At 69.8% G+C, this 16,805-nt stretch carries 20 protein-coding genes; 13 read left to right on the top strand and 7 right to left on the bottom strand.

Features of this window, described 5'->3' with window-relative positions; all coding sequences use genetic code 11:
* The first annotated feature begins 46 nt into the window (after positions 1–46).
* Both GQS65_RS11465 and GQS65_RS11460 read left to right on the top strand, forming a co-directional pair.
* Positions 47–706, top strand: coding sequence for an HAD family hydrolase (locus GQS65_RS11465; RefSeq protein WP_158204784.1), 660 nt, complete (start codon positions 47–49; stop codon positions 704–706).
* Positions 707–777: 71 nt separating this feature from the next.
* A complete protein-coding gene (locus tag GQS65_RS11460; RefSeq protein WP_158204783.1) occupies positions 778–1,503 on the top strand; it encodes a nucleoside phosphorylase in 726 nt (241 codons plus the stop codon).
* Positions 1,504–1,515: 12 nt separating this feature from the next.
* Here the strand turns inward: GQS65_RS11460 and GQS65_RS11455 are convergent, their stop codons facing one another.
* Entirely contained in the window at positions 1,516–1,959 is a 444-nt protein-coding gene (locus tag GQS65_RS11455) for a hypothetical protein (protein WP_158204782.1), read from the bottom strand.
* 94 nt (positions 1,960–2,053) lie between these two features.
* On the opposite strand from GQS65_RS11455, the gene GQS65_RS11450 reads away from it, so the two are divergent.
* Positions 2,054–3,511, top strand: a complete 1,458-nt coding sequence (locus tag GQS65_RS11450; protein WP_158204781.1) for an HPP family protein — start codon at positions 2,054–2,056, stop codon at positions 3,509–3,511.
* Positions 3,512–3,833: 322 nt separating this feature from the next.
* Here GQS65_RS11450 and GQS65_RS11445 read toward each other — a convergent pair whose 3' ends face one another.
* Complete coding sequence (locus GQS65_RS11445) at positions 3,834–5,012, bottom strand: NAD-binding protein (RefSeq protein ID WP_158204780.1); 1,179 nt, start codon at positions 5,010–5,012, stop codon at positions 3,834–3,836.
* A gap of 97 nt (positions 5,013–5,109) precedes the next feature.
* Between GQS65_RS11445 and GQS65_RS11440 the strand changes: the two genes are divergently transcribed.
* The 4 genes from GQS65_RS11440 to GQS65_RS11425 all read left to right on the top strand — a co-directional run bounded on the left by GQS65_RS11440 (position 5,110) and on the right by GQS65_RS11425 (position 8,355).
* Positions 5,110–6,315 carry a cation:proton antiporter regulatory subunit gene (locus GQS65_RS11440; RefSeq protein ID WP_158204779.1) on the top strand — a complete coding sequence of 402 codons (1,206 nt, stop codon included), beginning with the start codon at positions 5,110–5,112 and terminating at the stop codon, positions 6,313–6,315.
* Entirely contained in the window at positions 6,312–7,481 is a 1,170-nt protein-coding gene (locus GQS65_RS11435) for a hypothetical protein (RefSeq protein WP_158204778.1), read from the top strand. The genes GQS65_RS11440 and GQS65_RS11435 overlap by 4 nt, the downstream gene beginning before the upstream one ends.
* Positions 7,482–7,541: 60 nt before the next feature.
* On the top strand, positions 7,542–7,820 hold the full coding sequence (locus tag GQS65_RS11430) for a ubiquitin-like small modifier protein 1 (protein ID WP_158204777.1): 279 nt from the start codon (positions 7,542–7,544) through the stop codon (positions 7,818–7,820).
* A gap of 70 nt (positions 7,821–7,890) precedes the next feature.
* Positions 7,891–8,355 carry a hypothetical protein gene (locus GQS65_RS11425; protein WP_158204776.1) on the top strand — a complete coding sequence of 155 codons (465 nt, stop codon included), beginning with the start codon at positions 7,891–7,893 and terminating at the stop codon, positions 8,353–8,355.
* A 43-nt stretch (positions 8,356–8,398) separates the two neighbouring features.
* Here GQS65_RS11425 and GQS65_RS11420 read toward each other — a convergent pair whose 3' ends face one another.
* Together GQS65_RS11420 and gatD are read right to left on the bottom strand one after the other, a co-directional pair.
* Entirely contained in the window at positions 8,399–9,316 is a 918-nt protein-coding gene (locus tag GQS65_RS11420) for a GNAT family N-acetyltransferase (RefSeq protein WP_368280087.1), read from the bottom strand.
* Positions 9,313–10,596, bottom strand: coding sequence for a Glu-tRNA(Gln) amidotransferase subunit GatD (gene gatD, locus GQS65_RS11415; RefSeq protein ID WP_158204775.1), 1,284 nt, complete (start codon positions 10,594–10,596; stop codon positions 9,313–9,315). The genes GQS65_RS11420 and gatD overlap by 4 nt, the downstream gene beginning before the upstream one ends.
* Positions 10,597–10,801: 205 nt before the next feature.
* Here gatD and GQS65_RS11410 point away from each other — a divergent pair, with 205 nt between their 5' ends.
* The 3 genes from GQS65_RS11410 (at position 10,802) to GQS65_RS11400 (ending at position 12,561) form a co-directional block, all read left to right on the top strand.
* Positions 10,802–11,077 carry a hypothetical protein gene (locus GQS65_RS11410; RefSeq protein WP_158204774.1) on the top strand — a complete coding sequence of 92 codons (276 nt, stop codon included), beginning with the start codon at positions 10,802–10,804 and terminating at the stop codon, positions 11,075–11,077.
* A gap of 41 nt (positions 11,078–11,118) precedes the next feature.
* On the top strand, positions 11,119–11,601 hold the full coding sequence (locus tag GQS65_RS11405; RefSeq protein ID WP_158204773.1) for a hypothetical protein: 483 nt from the start codon (positions 11,119–11,121) through the stop codon (positions 11,599–11,601).
* A gap of 87 nt (positions 11,602–11,688) precedes the next feature.
* Positions 11,689–12,561, top strand: a complete 873-nt coding sequence (locus GQS65_RS11400) for a rhodanese-like domain-containing protein (protein ID WP_368280084.1) — start codon at positions 11,689–11,691, stop codon at positions 12,559–12,561.
* A gap of 34 nt (positions 12,562–12,595) precedes the next feature.
* On the opposite strand, the gene GQS65_RS11395 is transcribed toward GQS65_RS11400, so the two are convergent.
* The 3 genes from GQS65_RS11395 to GQS65_RS11385 form a co-directional block, all read right to left on the bottom strand.
* Positions 12,596–13,276 carry an ArsR/SmtB family transcription factor gene (locus GQS65_RS11395; protein ID WP_158204772.1) on the bottom strand — a complete coding sequence of 227 codons (681 nt, stop codon included), beginning with the start codon at positions 13,274–13,276 and terminating at the stop codon, positions 12,596–12,598.
* 63 nt (positions 13,277–13,339) lie between these two features.
* Entirely contained in the window at positions 13,340–14,125 is a 786-nt protein-coding gene (locus GQS65_RS11390) for a hypothetical protein (RefSeq protein ID WP_158204771.1), read from the bottom strand.
* A gap of 106 nt (positions 14,126–14,231) precedes the next feature.
* Entirely contained in the window at positions 14,232–14,900 is a 669-nt protein-coding gene (locus tag GQS65_RS11385; RefSeq protein ID WP_158204770.1) for a DUF1405 domain-containing protein, read from the bottom strand.
* Between the two features lie 142 nt (positions 14,901–15,042).
* Here GQS65_RS11385 and GQS65_RS11380 point away from each other — a divergent pair, with 142 nt between their 5' ends.
* From GQS65_RS11380 to GQS65_RS11370, 3 genes are read left to right on the top strand one after another with little or no spacing between them, the layout of a single operon-like run.
* Positions 15,043–15,408, top strand: a complete 366-nt coding sequence (locus GQS65_RS11380; RefSeq protein WP_158204769.1) for a DUF5802 family protein — start codon at positions 15,043–15,045, stop codon at positions 15,406–15,408.
* 22 nt (positions 15,409–15,430) lie between these two features.
* The gene (locus GQS65_RS11375) at positions 15,431–16,315 is read left to right on the top strand and encodes a Vms1/Ankzf1 family peptidyl-tRNA hydrolase (protein WP_158204768.1); all 885 of its coding nucleotides are present in this window, start codon (positions 15,431–15,433) and stop codon (positions 16,313–16,315) included.
* A gap of 42 nt (positions 16,316–16,357) precedes the next feature.
* The gene (locus GQS65_RS11370; RefSeq protein ID WP_158204767.1) at positions 16,358–16,804 is read left to right on the top strand and encodes a universal stress protein; all 447 of its coding nucleotides are present in this window, start codon (positions 16,358–16,360) and stop codon (positions 16,802–16,804) included.
* Position 16,805 lies beyond the last annotated feature (1 nt).

Below are 16,805 nucleotides of genomic sequence, written 5' to 3'. Positions count from 1 at the left end.
GGACGTATCTCGCTCTCGTGGCTACCCCGTGACGACGGTCGTCAGCATGTCCGACACTCCCATCGTCTTCCTGTTCGACCTCGACGAGACGCTCGTCACCTACGACCCGCGACCGCCGGGCATCTTCGCGGCGGTCTGTGTCGACCACGGCGTCGAACCGGGCGACGACCTGCTGGCGACGTTCGGCGAGGCCATCCGCGAGCACGCGACCGCGTTCCACCACGACCCGTTCCTCGCGGCGACCCGTGACCTCGTCTCGGTTCACGGTCTGTCGGTCGACCCCGAGCGGTTCACGCGTGCGCTCCTCCGGGCCGAACTCGACGCGATGTCCGTCCCCGACGGCGTCCGCGAGACGCTCGCCGCTCTCTCGCGTGACGCGCCGGTCGCCGTCGTCACCGGCGGGCACGGCCCCGTCCAGCGCCGCAAGGTCGACCGGGCGGGCCTCTCGTCGAGCGTCGACCTGCTCGTCTCGCCGGTCGAAGCACGGGCGTTCAAACCCGACACCGCCCTGCTCCGTCTCGCGGCGCGAACGCTCCCCGGCGAGCGCTACGTCGTCGTCGGTGACAGCGTCGACGGTGACCTCGAACCGGCGCTGGAACTGGGTTTCGAGACGGTGCTGGTCGGGAGCGAGGACGGGCGAGCGACCTACACGCTCGACGCACCCGCCGAGGTCCCCCGTCTGCGCGACCTGTTCGGGTCCGACTGAGTCGTCCCCCGGAGGCCGTCGGCGCTACCGGAACCCGGCGTACTTTTCCCGCACGGCGAGAACGACCGACCATGGCCAAACAACCCCACATCCTCGCCGAGGCGGGCGACGTGACCGACATCGCGCTCATCCCCGGCGACCCCGGCCGCGTCGACCGCATCGCAGGCCACTGTGAGAACGTCGAGACGGTCGCGGAGAACCGCGAGTACAAACTCGTCAACGCCGAGTTCGAGGGCCGCGAACTCACCATCTGCTCGACCGGTATCGGCTGTCCCTCCGCCGCCATCGCCGTCGAGGAACTCTCTCGAATCGGCGTCGAGACGTTCATCCGCGTCGGGACCACCGGAGCGCTCCAGAGCCACATCGACATCGGCGACATGGTCGTCGCCACCGGCGCGGCGAAGAACGAGGGCACCTCGAAACGCTACGAGTCCGTCGAGTACCCTGCGGTCCCGGACTACGACGTCCTCACCGAACTCGTGGACGCTTCGGAAGCCAACGACGAGGAAGTCCACGTCGGCCCCATCGCCTCCGACGACGCGTTCTACGCCGAGACCGACGAGTACGTCACCGAGTGGGAGAAGGCGGGCATCCTGAGCGTCGAGATGGAGGCCGCGACGGTGTTCACGCTCGCTCGCCGGAAGGGCCTGCGCGCCGGCGCTATCTGTACGGTGGACGGGAACCTCGTCGAGGGCACGCAGAAAGGCGAGACGGAGGGCGAGGAACTCCCCGAGAAGGCGAAGAACAACGTCGAACGCGCCATCGGTATCGCGCTGACGGCGACGACACAGCTGTAAGTTCGCCCGTTCTCAGCCGCTCTCGTTCTCGACGACGCGAATCACGATTCGCTCTGTCGTTCCGTTCTCGTGGCTGTGGTCCCCGTCCGACCACGCGGTGACCGTCACCGGATAGTCGCCCGATTCGGCGTCCTCGGCGACCGAATATTCGACGATACCCTCCACGTCGGTCCGGGCATCCCACACGTAGTACGGCGGAAGCGACTGCGCGACCGAGGAGGAGCCAGGCGAGAACGACGCCGACTCGAACGCGATGGCCTCGCTGTCGGTGGACTCGGGGTGGAGTTCACGAACCCCGTCGAACCCGACGCCGACGCGGACCGTCTCGCCCGATTCGACCACGTAGACGGTTCCGTTGTCGGTCTCGGTGTTCGGTGACTCACCGGGCAACGTGAGTCCAGAGACACAGCCGGCGAGCAGGACACAGCAGACGAGCAGTACGGGGAGGGCACGCATACTCGGACACTCGTGTCTGCCAGCATACGCTTTCGGGTGAGAGCCGGCCACGTCGGGCGAAACGCACATCATCGGTGGCCGTCGCACACCCACCATGCGAGGCGAGCGGCTCCGCGAGGCCGTGCGACGACTCAGGCGCGTCGAACGTCGAGAGCTCAGGGAGCTTCGGGTGTGGCTGGAGACGACGCGCAACCTCATCCGTCTCTCGGCGCTCCTGTTCGTCCCGCTCGTCCTGGCGCTGGTCACCGGCGTCTCCAACGCGGTGCCGGCGTTCTCGTTCCTGCTGTTCCCGCCGCTGGCCGCGGGAGCGTACACGCTGTTCGCCGACCCGACCGGGCGACACTCCTCGCCGGTCCGGTTCGTCGCCGGCCTGACGCTCGGGGCCGTCTGTGGCCTGGTGGCGTACCGGGTCGGCGAACTGTTCTACGCGACCGAACCGACGACCGTCGGTGCCGGGAGCGCGGCGCTCGCGGTGTTCCTGACTGGACTGGTGACGTGGCTGCTCGACGTGGAGGTCCCGGCGGCGTTCTCCTCGGCGTTGCTCGTGCTGGTCACCGACGGCGTGCCGGGGTCGCGCGTGCTCTACGTGCTGAGCATCGCCGTCTCCTCGGCCGTCGTCGCCACCGTCTTCGTCCTCTGGCGGCGGCACGTGTACGCCGAACGCGCTCGCTACCTCTACCAGTCGACGAAAGGCGACGACCACGTTCTCGTCCCGATGCGCGGCCACGAACCGGGCGCGACGGCGATGCTCGGCGCGCGGTTGGCCGCCGCCCACGACGCGGGGAAGGTCGTCCTGCTGGACCTCGTCGACGAAGAGTCGGTGGACGCGTCCGCCGACGCCTCCGACGGGAAGCGGACGGCGGCCGACGGTGGGCGGTCGTCGACGGCCGAGGGCACACAGCGTGCCGAGGACCGGGCGGTCGCACGAGCGGCGACGGACCTCGAAGGCCGCGCGGCCGCCATCCGAACGCAGGTGGGCGTCCCGTGTGAGGTGGTCGTCGCCAGCGAGGGGCAGAACCCCGCCTCGACGGTCGTCCGGACGGCCCACGACACCAACTGCGACCTCATCGCCGCGCCCTACGAGACCAGTCGAGGGTCCCTCTCGCCGTTCGTCCGGGACCTGCTCCGTGGCGACGTGGACGTCGTGGTCCACCGCTCGTGTGACGGCCGGACGCGCTGGAAACACGTCATGGTCCCCGTTCGGAAGGCGGGCGACGTCGCCCACGAGATGCTGGACTTCGCGGGCAGACTCTCCGGTCACACCGGCCGGGTCGCGCTCTGTCACTGCATCGAGAGCGAGGAGAGCCGTCGCCACGCCGAGACGATGCTCCGTGACCTCGTCGAGACGACCACCGCCGCCGTCGAGACGCGTATCTCCCGGTCGGACATCACCACCTTCCTCGAGGCGAACGCACCGAGCTACGACCTCGTCATCATGGGCGCGAGCCAGGACCGGTCGGCCGCCTCCCGGTTCGTCTCCCGTCCCACCTTCGAGCGCGTCCGTGACCTCGACTGTGACGTGGTCATCGTCGACCGGAACTTCCGGTTCTGACCGACATCCACCCACAGTTTCGACACCTCCGAACGCCCGCGAGGACCGTTGTACACGGCCCCACCTGTTCGACGAACACGACGTTCGTCGGGGTCGACACTCCCGAGGCGGTGGAGGTGGCGATGGTCCCCGACGAGAACGACGGCCACCGCCGGTACGTCGTGGAGGTCCACCGCGCACACGCGAGCGGACCGACGACGACCGGAACGAGCACGGCGAGCGTGGCGGACCGTCCGGACGGTCGGGACGACCGACGACTACTCGACGGGACTGGCGCTGCTCGTCGACGCGGTGTTGACGGTCGAGGGACTCGACCGGCCGCTCACTCCCTGAGGACGCGTGCCGCGATCTGTTCGGCGTCGGTACCCCCCGACGCCGAGAGCGCGAGCAGGTGGCCGCCGAGGACGGCGGGACTGATGACGGTGTCCGCGCCCGCCCGTTTGAGCTTTCGCTGGTTGCTCGCGTCCGACGCCGCGGCGACGATACGGATGTCGGGGTTGAGTTCCCGCGCGGTGAGTACCGCGAGCGCGTCCTGTGCGTCGTCCTCCGTGGCGGTGATGAGCGCCTGTGCGCGCTCGATGCCGACGGCGTGAAGCGGTTCCTCGCTGCTCGGGTCGCCCGTGTAGACGTCGACACCCCGCTCGCGGAGCGCGGTCGCCCGCTCCGGGTGGCGCGTGATGACGACGAACGGGACGTCGTTGCGGTCGAGTTCCGAGACGATGGGTTCGGTCAGGTCGCTGAAGCCGACCACGATGACGTGGTCGTCCAGCAGTTCGAGGGTGGAGTCTGTCATGGTTCCGAGGGCTCTGGCGAAGCGGGCTTCGAGCGCGGGACCGAGCAACGTCCCGAGCGCGACGGTGAAACTGGCGATACCGACGACGAGATACGAGAGGGTGAACAGACGGGCGACTATCGACCCCGGTACGGGTGTCACGTCGCCGTAGCCGACCGTGCTGGCGGTGACGACGGCGAAGTAGAGCGCGTCGATGGGGGCCGTGATGGACCCCTGGGAGAACTCCTCGCGGAGGAACCACGACCCCGCGGTCCCGTACGCGAGACTGCCGACGAGCGCCCCGAGTGCGGCCTGCTGGCTCGTCGTCAGCCACTCCTCGCGGTCGAACGCCGACCGGTTGAAGTAGAGACCGGGGAGCGCCGCCAGCGAGAGGACGACCAGCGGGAGCGAGTACGCGCTCACGAGCAACACGCCCTGGAGTGCCGACAGCGGGAGCAACAGGAGCGCGGCGTACCAGCCGGCCTCGTACCGGTGTCGCAGCAGGTAGACCGTCACGAGCAGCAAGAACCCCGTCAGCACGGCGGTGAACGAGACGGTGTCGGTCACTGCCTGCGGGACGGAGTCGGAGAGTCGCAACTGGAGGTCCAGTGACTCGAAGCCGATGGCGGCCAACCCCGTGACGAACGAGATGAGCGCGGTGACGAACACCAGCAGGACGGCGAACCGGACCCGCAGCAGGCGCGTCGTCTGTGGCTGTTCGTCGACCATACCGGGCCGTGGACGCAGGGGGACAAAAACCATCCCGTTCCCCGCGCGTCGTTTCGCACTCCGTCAACGCTTTGTCCCTCGGTTCCAAGCCGCGTTCATGGCTTCGTTCCCCGTCGAACTCCTCGTGGGAATCTATCTCGGCCTGCTCACGGGGGTCATCCCGGCGCTCATCTCGTGGATTCTCGGGTTCACCGTCCGGTACTTCACCGGCATCTCCATCCCCGGCTTCGGTGTGGTCGTCCTCGGACTCGCCGTCGCGGGGGTCCAGGGTGGCCTGCTCGCACTGTCCGACCAGTCGGTCATCAGCGCCGGGGCGCGCATCCCGGTCGCCATCGTCGTCATCGTGATGATGACGCTCTACACGCACGCGAAGGGCGACGCGATGGGGACGTCGTTCCCGAAGCGAGTCTCGTTCCGGTCGCTCCGCGAGCGGACGCTCTCCTCGGAACTCGTCGACCGTGTCAGCGGCGAGGCGCGCGTCCGCGTCCACGGCACCGTCGAGGACATCGAGGGCTACCCCGCCCTGGGGAACGACCTGCGCGAGCGCGTCGGTGAGTTCGGCGCGTCGTTGCCCGCGGACCTCTCGCTCGGCGAACTGGAGACGCGCTTTGCCGACCGCCTGCGTGCGGAGTTCGACCTCGCGGAGGTGACGGTCCGCGTCGACGAACGCGGGCGAGCGACCGTCGCGGCGGCCCCGCCGCTGTCGGGACTCTCGAAGCGCGTCCCCGACGGCGAGCGAGCGGTCAGCGTCGACACGCTCGTCCCGACCGGTCTCGCGCCGGGCGACGAGGTGAGCGTCCGGACGGCCGAGCGACCCGTCGACTCGACCGTCCTCGGGGTCCCGCCCGACCCGACGACCGACGACGGCGCGGCCGACACCGTGGACGACGACGCGACGTCCGCCGACGACACCCCCCGGCCACGGTCGATTCGGGCGACGGGTGGCGAGGGCCGGGTGACGCTGGCGGTCCCCCGAAGCGACGCGGCGACGGTGCTGGCTGCCGACTCGCCGACGCTGGTCGTCGGCGCGCGTGGCGAACGCCGGGAGTTCGAACTGCTCTCGCTCTTGCGTCGTGCCGGCCGGCGGGTCCGGCGGTACTCGGTCGCGGGGGGCGACCTCGCGGGGTCGACACTCGGCGAGGTGAACGTCCGCGAGGCCCACGACGTGACCGTACTCGCCGTCCGCCACGAGGGGCGCTGGCGGTTCGCACCGCGCGGTGAGACGCGGGTCGAGTCGGGTGACGAACTGTTCGCCGTCGGGACGAACGGCGCGCTCGACCGGTTCTCGGAGGTCGTGGCGTGAGCAGCGCCACCGTGTTCGAGACGGCACTCCTCGTCTCACAGGTCCAGCGACAGGCGCTCGCGGACGACGGCTTCACGCTCGTCAGACTGGGCGGTCTCGTTCTCGGCGGCGTGCTCGTCGCCGGGGGCGTCGGCGGCCTCCACCGCTGGTACGCACGGACGCGAGTTCCGGACGGCCTCTCGGTGCTCGCGGGCATCAGTGTCGTCGCCATCGGCCTGAGCACACAGGAGGTCCTGACGAACACGACCAGCAGAGGGGGCGAGGTCGAACCGAACGCGGTCCTCCTCAACGTCGGGACGTTCCTCGTCGCCACCGTCGCCACCCTCCTCGCGGGCCGCGCGGGCGACCGGGTCGCCCAGTCGGTCTTCGACGACGCCCCCGACGCCCGCGACATCGTCCGGGCCGTCGGCCGCCAGATAACGGTCACGCTCCCCGAGACCATCGACGATATGCCCGACTACGACCCCGTCGCCCCGGAGACGAGGACGCGACTGGAAGGCGCGTCGTTCGGCTTCCCGCGTCGGTTGACCGTCGACGAACTCCGGTCGCGGCTGGTCGAGCGGCTGACGACCGACTACGAGGTGGGCCACGTCGACGTGGATCTCGCCGACGACGGCACGGTCGAGTACCTCGCGCTCGGCAGTCGGGCGGCAGGTATCGGCCCGACGCTCCCGCCGGGACAGGCCGCCGTGGCGGTCCGGGCGGACCCCGCGAGTACGGCCAGTCCGGGCGACCTCGTGCAGGTGTGGGACCCGCCGGAGCGGGTCGTGACCGGAGAGCTCAGGGGGGTCGCCGGCGACGTGGCGACGCTCGCGGTGGACGACGCGGACGCGGCGGCCCTCGACGGCGAGACGAGCTATCGGCTGGTGACCCTGCCCTCGCAGGCGCGGGTGGACCGGGAGTTCGCCGCGCTGTTCCGGGCGGCCGACGAGACGCTCGCCGTCGTCGGCGTCACCGACGACGGCACGCTCGCGGGTCGGACCGTCGGGTCGCTGCCCGTCGCCGTCGTCGCCGTCCGGGCGGCCGACGGCAGCGTCGAGACGCTCCCGGACGACTCGCGGGCGCTCGCCCCCGGCGAGACGCTGTTCGTCGTCGCTCGCCCCGACGTGCTCCGGAAACTGGACGCCGGCGAGGGCTCCGTCGCGGCGACGCCGAGCGACGACTGACCCCGACCCGCGTCGCCGGCGAGCGGGCGATTCTTTGCCCCCCGACACCGTAGTCCGGGTATGCGCTGGAAGCTGTTCGCCAACCTCGCCGAGACGGCGGGCGAACGCGACGTCGACCTGGACCTCGAATCGGGGGCGACGTTCCGCGACGCCCTCGACGCCCTGTTCGAGCGCCACCCCGACCTCCGCGAACAGGTCACCGACGAGGAGGGCAACCTCCGAGACCACATCCGCGTCCTGCGGAACTCACACAACCCGTTCGTCAGCGACGCGGGCTACGAGACGACGCTGGAGGAGGGCGACGAGTTGGCGATGTTCCCACCCGTCTCGGGGGGCTGAACGCCGGTCACGTGACGTCGCGGCCGACCCATGAGGTAGTTTCTTGTCGGTCGACGACACGACGTGTGGTATGTCCTGGCTCGCCCGTACCTCCGTCGAGCGCCCCTACGTCCTCGCCTGGGTGCTGTTCTGCTGCTGGCTGAACGGCTGGATAGCGACCGGCCTGTTCGCCGTCGCCGCCGGCTTCCTCCCGGAGTTCCTCGTCGGGGCCGGCATCCCCCGCACGCTCTACGCCAACCTCGTCAGCCTCGGTCTGCTCGTCGTCTTCGTCCTCGTCGTCTACGCGCAGGTCCGCGCCATCCGGCGGTGGCTCCCGCGTCTCGACACCGGGCGGGACACGCCCCGGACCCGCCGACTCACGGCGCTGGCGGCGCTCGCCGTGTTCGCGCTGGTCCCCGTCGTCACCGACGCGACGCCCGCGGACCCGTTCTCCGTGGTCGTCCTCGGCGTCCTGCCGACGCTCCTGGTCGTCGAAGGGGTCGTCGTGCTCACCGTCGGCGGGGGGAGCGACGAACCGACGGCCAACGCGGGATAACCGTCGGGCGGGGCGATTCGTTCGGTGGGGACGCTCGGTCGGGTTACCAGTCGGTCAGGTCGGCGGCCATCACGAAGTCCGGTTCGTCGGAGATGCCCGCCCGAGCGTACGCCACGTCCGTGACGTGGTGGACCGTCTCCGGGATGAGCACGCGGGTCTCGTCGGCGTCCACGCTCGCTGCGTCGCGGGCGATGGCCGCGAACAGCGAGCGTGCGTGGTCGACGTGTTCCCACGCGCCGACGCCGTACTCCGCCCAGCGGACCGATTCGCCCTCGTCGTTGGGGCGCTCGTAGGTCCGGGTGCGGAACGCCATCGCGCGCGCCCCCTCGTCGTGGACGGCGACGGTGGTCGTCTCGTCGGCCGCCCGGTGGAGTCGGTCACGGGTGAGTTCCGAGACGGCCCACGACTCGTCCATGTCGAGGGCGAGGCCGCGGAGGTGGTCGCGGGCGTGGGAGTCCTGCCAGCAGCGCCACGCGGCGGCGGGGTCCGTCGTCACCTCGTGGTCGCTCTCCGCGTCGGCGTCGGGGGTGGGGTGTGCCCAGCGGAACTCCGTCGCGGCGTCGAACCCGGAGGCCCGAGACTGGCCGAGTCCCGCGACGTTCCACGAGAACACCATGTTCCTGCAGACGGTGGCACCCGCGTCCGCCGCCCAGCGAAAGAGGCCGTGAGTCAGGTCGAGGCTGACGCCGTGGCCCCGGTAGTCGGGGTTGACGCGCATCCCCTGTGCCCACGCCTCCTCGTCGCTGAGGAGCACGCCCTGACAGATGCCGGCGACGTCCTCGCCGTCGTCCACGTCGAGGACGAACGTGCGCTGGCGCTCGCCGTCGCCCGCAATCCAGTCGTCGAAGACGGTCGGGATGTAGTCGCTCCCGCCGCGTTCGGCCCAGGTGTCCTGCGTGAACGCGACGACGGCCTCCTTGTCGTCGGGGCGAACCTGTCGGAGGTCGATACTCGTGCTCACGTCCACGGCACCGACCGTTCGGTCAACTCTCCCGCGAGCGGTCGGCCCATCGCCGTCTCCGGGTCGTCTTCGTTCGCAAGCACCCACATCAGTTTGACGAGCGCCGTCTCGGGGAGGGTGTCCTCGCCCTCGACGACGCCCGCGTCGAGCAGGTCACGACCGGTGTCGTAGACGCGGTCACAGACCCGTCCCTCGATGCACTGGCTGGTCATGACGACGGTGGTTCCGTCCTCGACCAGTTCCTCGATACGTTCGACGAAGTCGGTGTGGACGTGGCCGAGGCCCGTCCCTTCGAGGACGACGCCCGCCTTCCCTTCGAGGACGTCGAGGAACTGCGGGTCCATGCCGGGGACGAACTTCAGCAGTTCCACGTCCGTCTCCAGGTCGTCGCGCAGGGCGAGGACACGCTCGTCGCGTTCGACGTGCGGACGGCGGAACGAGACCGCGACGGACTCGTCGTCGATCCCGGAGTAGTCGACCGTCCCGAGCGGTTCCGCGCCGACCGTCTCGAAGGCGTCGCGCCGCGAGGTGTGGTTCTTGCGGACGCGCGTGCCGCGGTGGAGCGCACAGCGGTCGTCGGACTCGGTGGCGTGCATGCAGACCATGACCTCCACGCAGTCGCTCTTGGCGGCTTCGACCGCACAGACCGCGTTCATCACGTTGTCCGAGGAGGGGCGGTCCGCCGAGCGCTGCGACCCCGTGAAGACGACGGGGACGGGCGTATCGAGCATGAACGACAGCGCACTCGCGGTGTACTGCATCGTGTCGGTGCCGTGCATGACGACGACGCCGTCCGCGCCCGCCTCGACCTCCGCTCTCACCGCCCGAGCGAGGTCCTGCCAGACGTCGGGCGTCATGTTCTCCGAGAGGATGTTGGCGACGACGCGCCCCCGGTAGTTCGCCCGGCCGGCGAGATCCGGCACCGCTCGCAGGACGTCCTCGGCGTCGAACTGGGCGGTTACCGCGCCGGTACGGTAGTCGACGGTGGAGGCGATGGTCCCCCCCGTCGAGATGAGCGCGACGGTCGGCAGGTCGTCGTCGAACTCGACGGTCGAGGCGTCGTCGCTCTCGCTCTCGCCGACCTCGAAGACACCCTCTTCGAGGACGTCGACGTCGCTCCCCTCGCGGTCGATACCGACGTTGTAGCCGCCGTCGAGTTTCACGACGACCTCCGTGGCCGTCGTGGAGGGCAGCAGGATACCCTCGTAGGTGGGAGCGTCGTCCGCACCCTCGGCGGCAGCGGCCGCCCTCTCCACGCGTACGCGGTCTCCGGGATTCATACTCGCGGATTCCCGCCGCCCCGACTTCAAGCCGACGGTAGCGACGAGCGACCGCCCGTGTCCGTCCACCGCCCGAAGGGTCGTACACTGGTAACCGACCGCCGGTCGCTCGTTCACGGTGGCTACAGACGTAGTGCTGTCAGCCCGTGACAGATGACCACCTGAAGCCACGCACCTCAGCACGTCGCGTCTCCGAGGTGGGTCCATGCCGTGGCACGACCTCGTCTTCACCGCCGGTTCGCTGCTCGCAATCGTCACGCTCGCCCCCACCCTCACCGACGTTCGCTCCTCGGTCCCCCGGACGACCAGCGTCCCGTCCGCGCTCGTCGCGTTCGTCTACACCGTCGCCTTCCTCACGCTCGGCCTGACGTTCTCGGCGGTCGGGTCGCTGATGACGGGCGTGCTCTGGGGTGCTATCGCCCTCCGCTGTGCGCCCGGCGGGAGCGTCGACCGCTGGACCGTCGCGCAGTGGGCAGACTGAGCGCCACAAGAGCCATTGCGCCCCACGTCCGAGACTGGAACATGTCTAGCACCGACGAACTCCTCCGCGAGTTAGAGGAGGACTCCTCCACCCGGTCGACCTCGTCGGAGACCCCCGCACAGGACACGCGCCGGGCGCGAGCGAGACGTCGCGCCGTGGGCGTGTTCTCGCCCAAGAAGTTCCTCGCCGCCCTCGCGTTCGCCGCCGGCGGCCTCGTCCTCGGGAGTGCCGTCCCGCTGGTTCCGGGGACGGGACTGCTCGGTATCGCGTTCGCCGCGTTCGTCTACGGACTCGTCGTCAGCGACCGGCGCTACCTCGAATCCGGGGTAGCGAGCGCACTCGTCTTCACCGTCAGTTTCGCGCTGTTCAACTTCGGCGCGGTGTTCGTCGGCCTCTTCGACGGTGTCGGGCCACAGGTCGCACTCGCCGCCATCGGCGTCGTGGGCTTCCTCGCCGGCGTCGTCGGGACCTACTTCGGCCGCGACCTGCGGGCGGGCCTGACCGCCGATATCGGGGAGCAGTAACGACACGCCCCCACCGTGCGACCGGCCTCCACCGGTCCCTGCCCACGCCGGCCGGTCGGCTTTGCACGCGCCGCTCGCGTCTCCGGTGTGACCGACCACGACAGCGACGTCCTCGTCTCGCCCGAGTGGCTCGAATCGAACCTCGACCGCTTCGAGAGCGACGACCCCGACTACCGTCTCGTCGAAGCGGACCGCGAGTTCGAGACGGCGTACGCCGAGTCGCACGTCCCCGGCGCGGTCGGGGTCGACTGGGACGACGACCTGCAGGACTCGCTCGAACGCGACCTGCTGAAACGCGAGGCGTTCGAGGAGACGCTCGGTGAAGCGGGCATCACCGAGGACACGACCGTCGTCCTCTACGGCGACGAGTCCAACCAGTGGGCGGCCTACACCTACTGGCAGTTCCGCTACTGGGGTCACGACGACGTCCGCCTGCTCGACGGCGGCCGACCGTACTGGACGGACAACGACCTCCCGCTGACCGACGCGGTGCCGGAGTACACGACCCGCGAGTACGACGCGAGCGGTCCGTACGGCACGTTCCGAATCTTCCGTGACGGCGTGCGCGAGGCGCTCGACCAGGACGTCCCGATGGTCGACGTGCGCTCGGCCGAGGAGTTCCGTGGTGAAATCGTCGCGCCGGAGGGGAGCGCCGAGACGGCCAGACGGGCCGGGCACATCCCCGGCGCGACTCACGTCTCGTGGACGGAGAACTACGACGACGAGGGGCGGTTCAAGTCGGCCGACGAACTGCGCGACCTCTACCGAGAGTACGGCGTCGAGGACGACCGTGAAGTCGTCACGTACTGTCGCATCGGGGAGCGGTCGTCACTGACGTGGTTCGCACTCCACGAACTGCTCGACTTCGAGGCGGTACGCAACTACGACGGGTCGTGGACCGAGTGGGGGAGCCTCATCCGTGCGCCCGTCGAGGCGGACGTCGACGACCCGGCACCGTAGCCGACCCACCGGACAGTCCCGGCGGCCGCCGCGCTCACTCGACGAGCGACCAGCGCTGGCCGTCGCGCACGACGACGCTGTGGTCCGCGAGTCGCTCCAGCGCCTCCTCGGTGAGTTCCGGCGGCGCGTCGGCGCGGTGGGCGACCGCTCGGACCGTCTCCGCGCCGTTCGCGAGTGCGGCCAGCACCTCGGCGTAGAACCGGGTGTCGGCACCGCCGGGTGCGCCGAGCGAGGGCGTCTCGCCGACCCGGTCGGAGATGCCGTCCATCACCTCCGTCAGACGGCCCTGCACCCAGCGCTGGGCCATCGAGAGTTCGCTCGACAGGCGTTCGAGTCGCCGGAGTTCGCTGGCGAGTTCCGCGAGTTGGGCGGCCTCGTCGGGCGTCGAACACTCGATGGTGAGGTACTGACACCGGGACATGTCGAGGCCGCGACTCGCCGGATACGCCGACTTCGCGCCGAAGCCGTACGGCGAGACGTTCACCTCCAGACGGAGGTTCCGGGCGATAGAGAAGTACTTGCGGCGCTGGTCGTCGACGCGTGACTCGATCAACCCGGCGTCTTCGAGTCGCCGGAGGTGGTCGATGACCGCCTTCGGACTGACCCCGAGGTACTCGCTGATTTCGGTGACGTAACACGGTTTGCGTGCGAGGAGTCTGAGAATGCGTCGGCGGTTCTCGTTGCCGAGTAAATCCAGCAACGCCGCGGAGTCCATTACCAGAGGTTAGTGGTCGGCGGGTAAAACGGTGACGCCACGGAGTAGCCGTGGGGCCGCGTCTCAGGCCGAGAGGCCGGCGTCGAACGGGACGGACTCGGGGGAGTCGGTGGTCGTCGTGTTCGAGTTCTGCTGAAGCGACGGACCCTCGCTGTCACCGTCCTGGCCGGCGTTCACGCCGCTCGTGCCCGACTCGGGAGTGTCGCCACCGTCGACGGAGACGCCCCCGTCACCGTCACCGTCGGCCCCGTCCTGACCGGCCGCGCCGTCGTCACCACCACCGTCGTTCTCGTTCGGGTCGGCGGGGACACCGCCGTCCTCGCCGTCGCTCTCGGACCCGTCCCCGGAGGGGTCTAACTCCACCTCGTCGCCCGCGTCGAGGACGGACGGGACGGACGGCTCACCGAGGCCGCGGGCGGTCTCACGGAGGCCGTCCAGACCGGGCAGCGAGACGCCGATACGGGTGGCGAGCGCGTCCACGTCGGCGACGCTCCGTTCGAGCGCGTCGACGAGCGCGTCGGCGACGGTCCGGTCGACCACGCCACCGTTCTCGGCCGCTTCGACGCTGCGTTCGACGGTGTCGAGTCGCTTCGACAGGCGGTCCGCGCGGCGCTCGACGAGGCGCTGGCGGACGGTGTCGTTCGGCGCGTTCGCCAGTTTCGCCGAGAACATCCCCCGGTCGAGTTCGCTCTCGGCCTCGACGGCGCTGACCTGCATGAACGACGACACCTCCGACCCGAGCGTCGAGTCGTCCGACGGCCCCGCTGCCGGTGGGGCGACGCCGCCCGTCGGGGCGGCGAGGACCACCAGTGCCAACACGGCCACCACGGACACCACCTGCCGGTTCATCGCGTGATACTGCGACACCACTTCGTAAAAGGACTCGACTCCGTTCGTTCCGTTCAGACCGTCCACGCCGGAACTACGGTGGTCCTAACCCAGAGAACGGTCGGCTTTACCGACCGTCGGGAGCGGGGTAGTGGTCGAACGCGCGGGCGGCCAACCAGACCGTGAGAACGGTCGTCAGGACGGTCAGTGCTGGCAGGAGGAGTTCCGGTTCGTATCGAAGCGGCGGATAGATGCTACACCGACCCTCCGGCGACCCGAGGACACACCCGAACGTCGCCCCCAGGCCGTAGTCGACGAAGTCCCCGACGAGCATGACCACCAGTGCGAACGCGAGCGCACCGCGCGTCGTCTTCCCGTAGTGCGGGATGAGGTACGCCTCGCCGACGAACGCGAGGTGGGTGAGGATGATGCCGAAGTACGCCCACACCTCGGGGAAGTACAGCGAGACCCGGAGGTTGAGCGCGAGTACGGTCCAGAGGCCGTACTTCACGAGGAGCGCGAACGCGAGCGTGTGGAGGTACGCCAGCGGCAGGTTCGTCGGGGCGTCTCGGAGTCGCCGCCCCAGGTTCGGCAGGAGCGTGGCGATGGAGAGCGTGGCGACGAACACCGCCGTCGGCGAGTCGGCGTAGAGCGGCCACGCGAACGTGTCGACGGCGGGCATCGTCTCGACGTAGTAGCGAACGCCGACGAGGACGGCGGCGACGTTCGCCACCAGCAGCCAGACGAGACTGGGGGCGTTCGAGAGGTAGTACTCCGCCCACCGCTCTGGAATCATACCGGAACGGGCGGCGGGGCCGGCCAAAGCCGTGTCGCCTCGAGACGACACCGACTCACGCCGAGACGGGTGTGAATGCCCGACGACAAAGCCGTTGCGCGGAAGATTTATGCTACACAATGACAAACGCACATCCGTACCGATGTTCGAACAGTTCTCAGGAGGATACTATCTCGGGCGGCTCTACGTCGAGCCGTACGAGGGCGAGCGGCCGGCGATGAGCCGTCTCGACCACGAGCAGGTGGCACGACAACTGTACACGCCGACGGCAGAGCGTCCCGCGACCGCCGTCGACCCCGTCGCGGACGGCACCCGACCGCTGGTGATGAAACTCGGAACGCGACACCTCGCGGTGCGTGGCCGCGACGAGGTGCCCGACCGAACGCTCGCCGTCCCCTTCGACCTCGTCGACGACGGCGACGCGCTCCCGGACCTCCGGGAGGTGCTGCTGGCGAAAGCGCCACAGGCCGAGCGACTCATCGAACTCGGCGCTCCCGTCGGTATTTAACTCCCCGCTCCGTCGTGCCGATATGCTCGACCGGTTGCTCGGCCGCGAGGAACTCCGCGAACGGGTCGCGTCGTTGGAAGAGGAGAACCGCCACCTCGAACGCCAGTTGGAGGCCGAACAGCGCCGTCGGAGCGACGCCGTCACGGACAGGCAGGACGCCGAAGAGCGGGTCAACCGGCTGGAGGACCGCATCGCCGGCATGGAGGGGGAAGACCACACCGAAACGACCGCCGACCCCACCTTCGGCCGCCGTGAACGACTCCGTGGGTCGCGTCGAGACACCGTCCTCGACCGACTCGACTCGGTCCGGACCGACCGGGAGGGGGCGCTCTCGGCGATGGTCGACGGCGAGACGCCCGACACTCTCGCGGATTTGCTCGGCGACCGGGCCGGACTCGTCTCGCGGGCCAGACCGTGTCTCGTCTACGTCGACGACGCCGAACTGGTGAGCGTCGCGCTCGCGCCACCGCGCCCGCCCGAAGCGTTCTGCGAGTGGGACGACTCGTTCCGGGTCGACCGGTCGTGGTTCGCTCCCGGCGACGACGAGGAGCACGCGCTGGCGCTCGTCCGCTCGGACACGTTCGCGCTCGGCGTCTACGAGGGGACCGAACGCGTCTCGTTCGAGGGGTTCGAGAGCGACGTCAAAGAGCAGCACTCGAAGGGCGGGTTCTCCCAGGGTCGGTTCGAGCGTATCCGCGACGGCCAGATCGCCGACCACCTGGAGCGCTGTACGCAGGCACTCGCAGACGCGCCCGACCCGCTGTACGTCGTCGGCGAACGGACCGTCGTCGGCGAGTTCGAGGACCGGGCGGCGGCGACCCGGTCGGTCGACGCGACGGGCGACACCGAGGCGGCGCTCGACGAGGCCACGCGGGAGTTCTGGACGACGAGACTGTCGACGTTCTGAACGGCCTCCCGTTTCTTGTCGGTCGACGCTGTACCCCCGACGATGTACCAGGACATCCTCTTTCCGACCGATGGCAGCGACGGCGCGGAGTACGCGCTCGACCACGCCATCGACCTCGCGGGACGCTACGACGCGACGCTCCACGTCCTCCACGTCGTCGCGGACGTGTGGTACCCCACCGGCGAACCCGAAGGCGTGGACTTCGACTACACCGCCGTCGAACAGCACCTCCAGGACCGAGGGGACCGCGTCGTCGCGGCGGCCGCCGACCGTGCCCGCGAGGCGGGCGTCGACTGCGAGACGGAGGTGACCGTCGGCCGGACGCCACACAGCGCCATCGCCGACGCGACGGAAGCGGACGTAGACCTCGTCGTGATGGCGACGCACGGTCGCCGCGGACTCGGCCGCCTGCTGATGGGCAGCGTGACCGAGAAGGTCCTCAGGCTCTCGACCGTCCCCGTCCTCGCCGTCAGAATGCCCGAGGAATGAC

Source organism: Halomarina oriensis (genome assembly GCF_009791395.1).
In the GTDB taxonomy this organism is placed as follows: domain Archaea; phylum Halobacteriota; class Halobacteria; order Halobacteriales; family Haloarculaceae; genus Halomarina; species Halomarina oriensis.
This window is presented reverse-complemented; position numbering and strand designations above follow the sequence as displayed.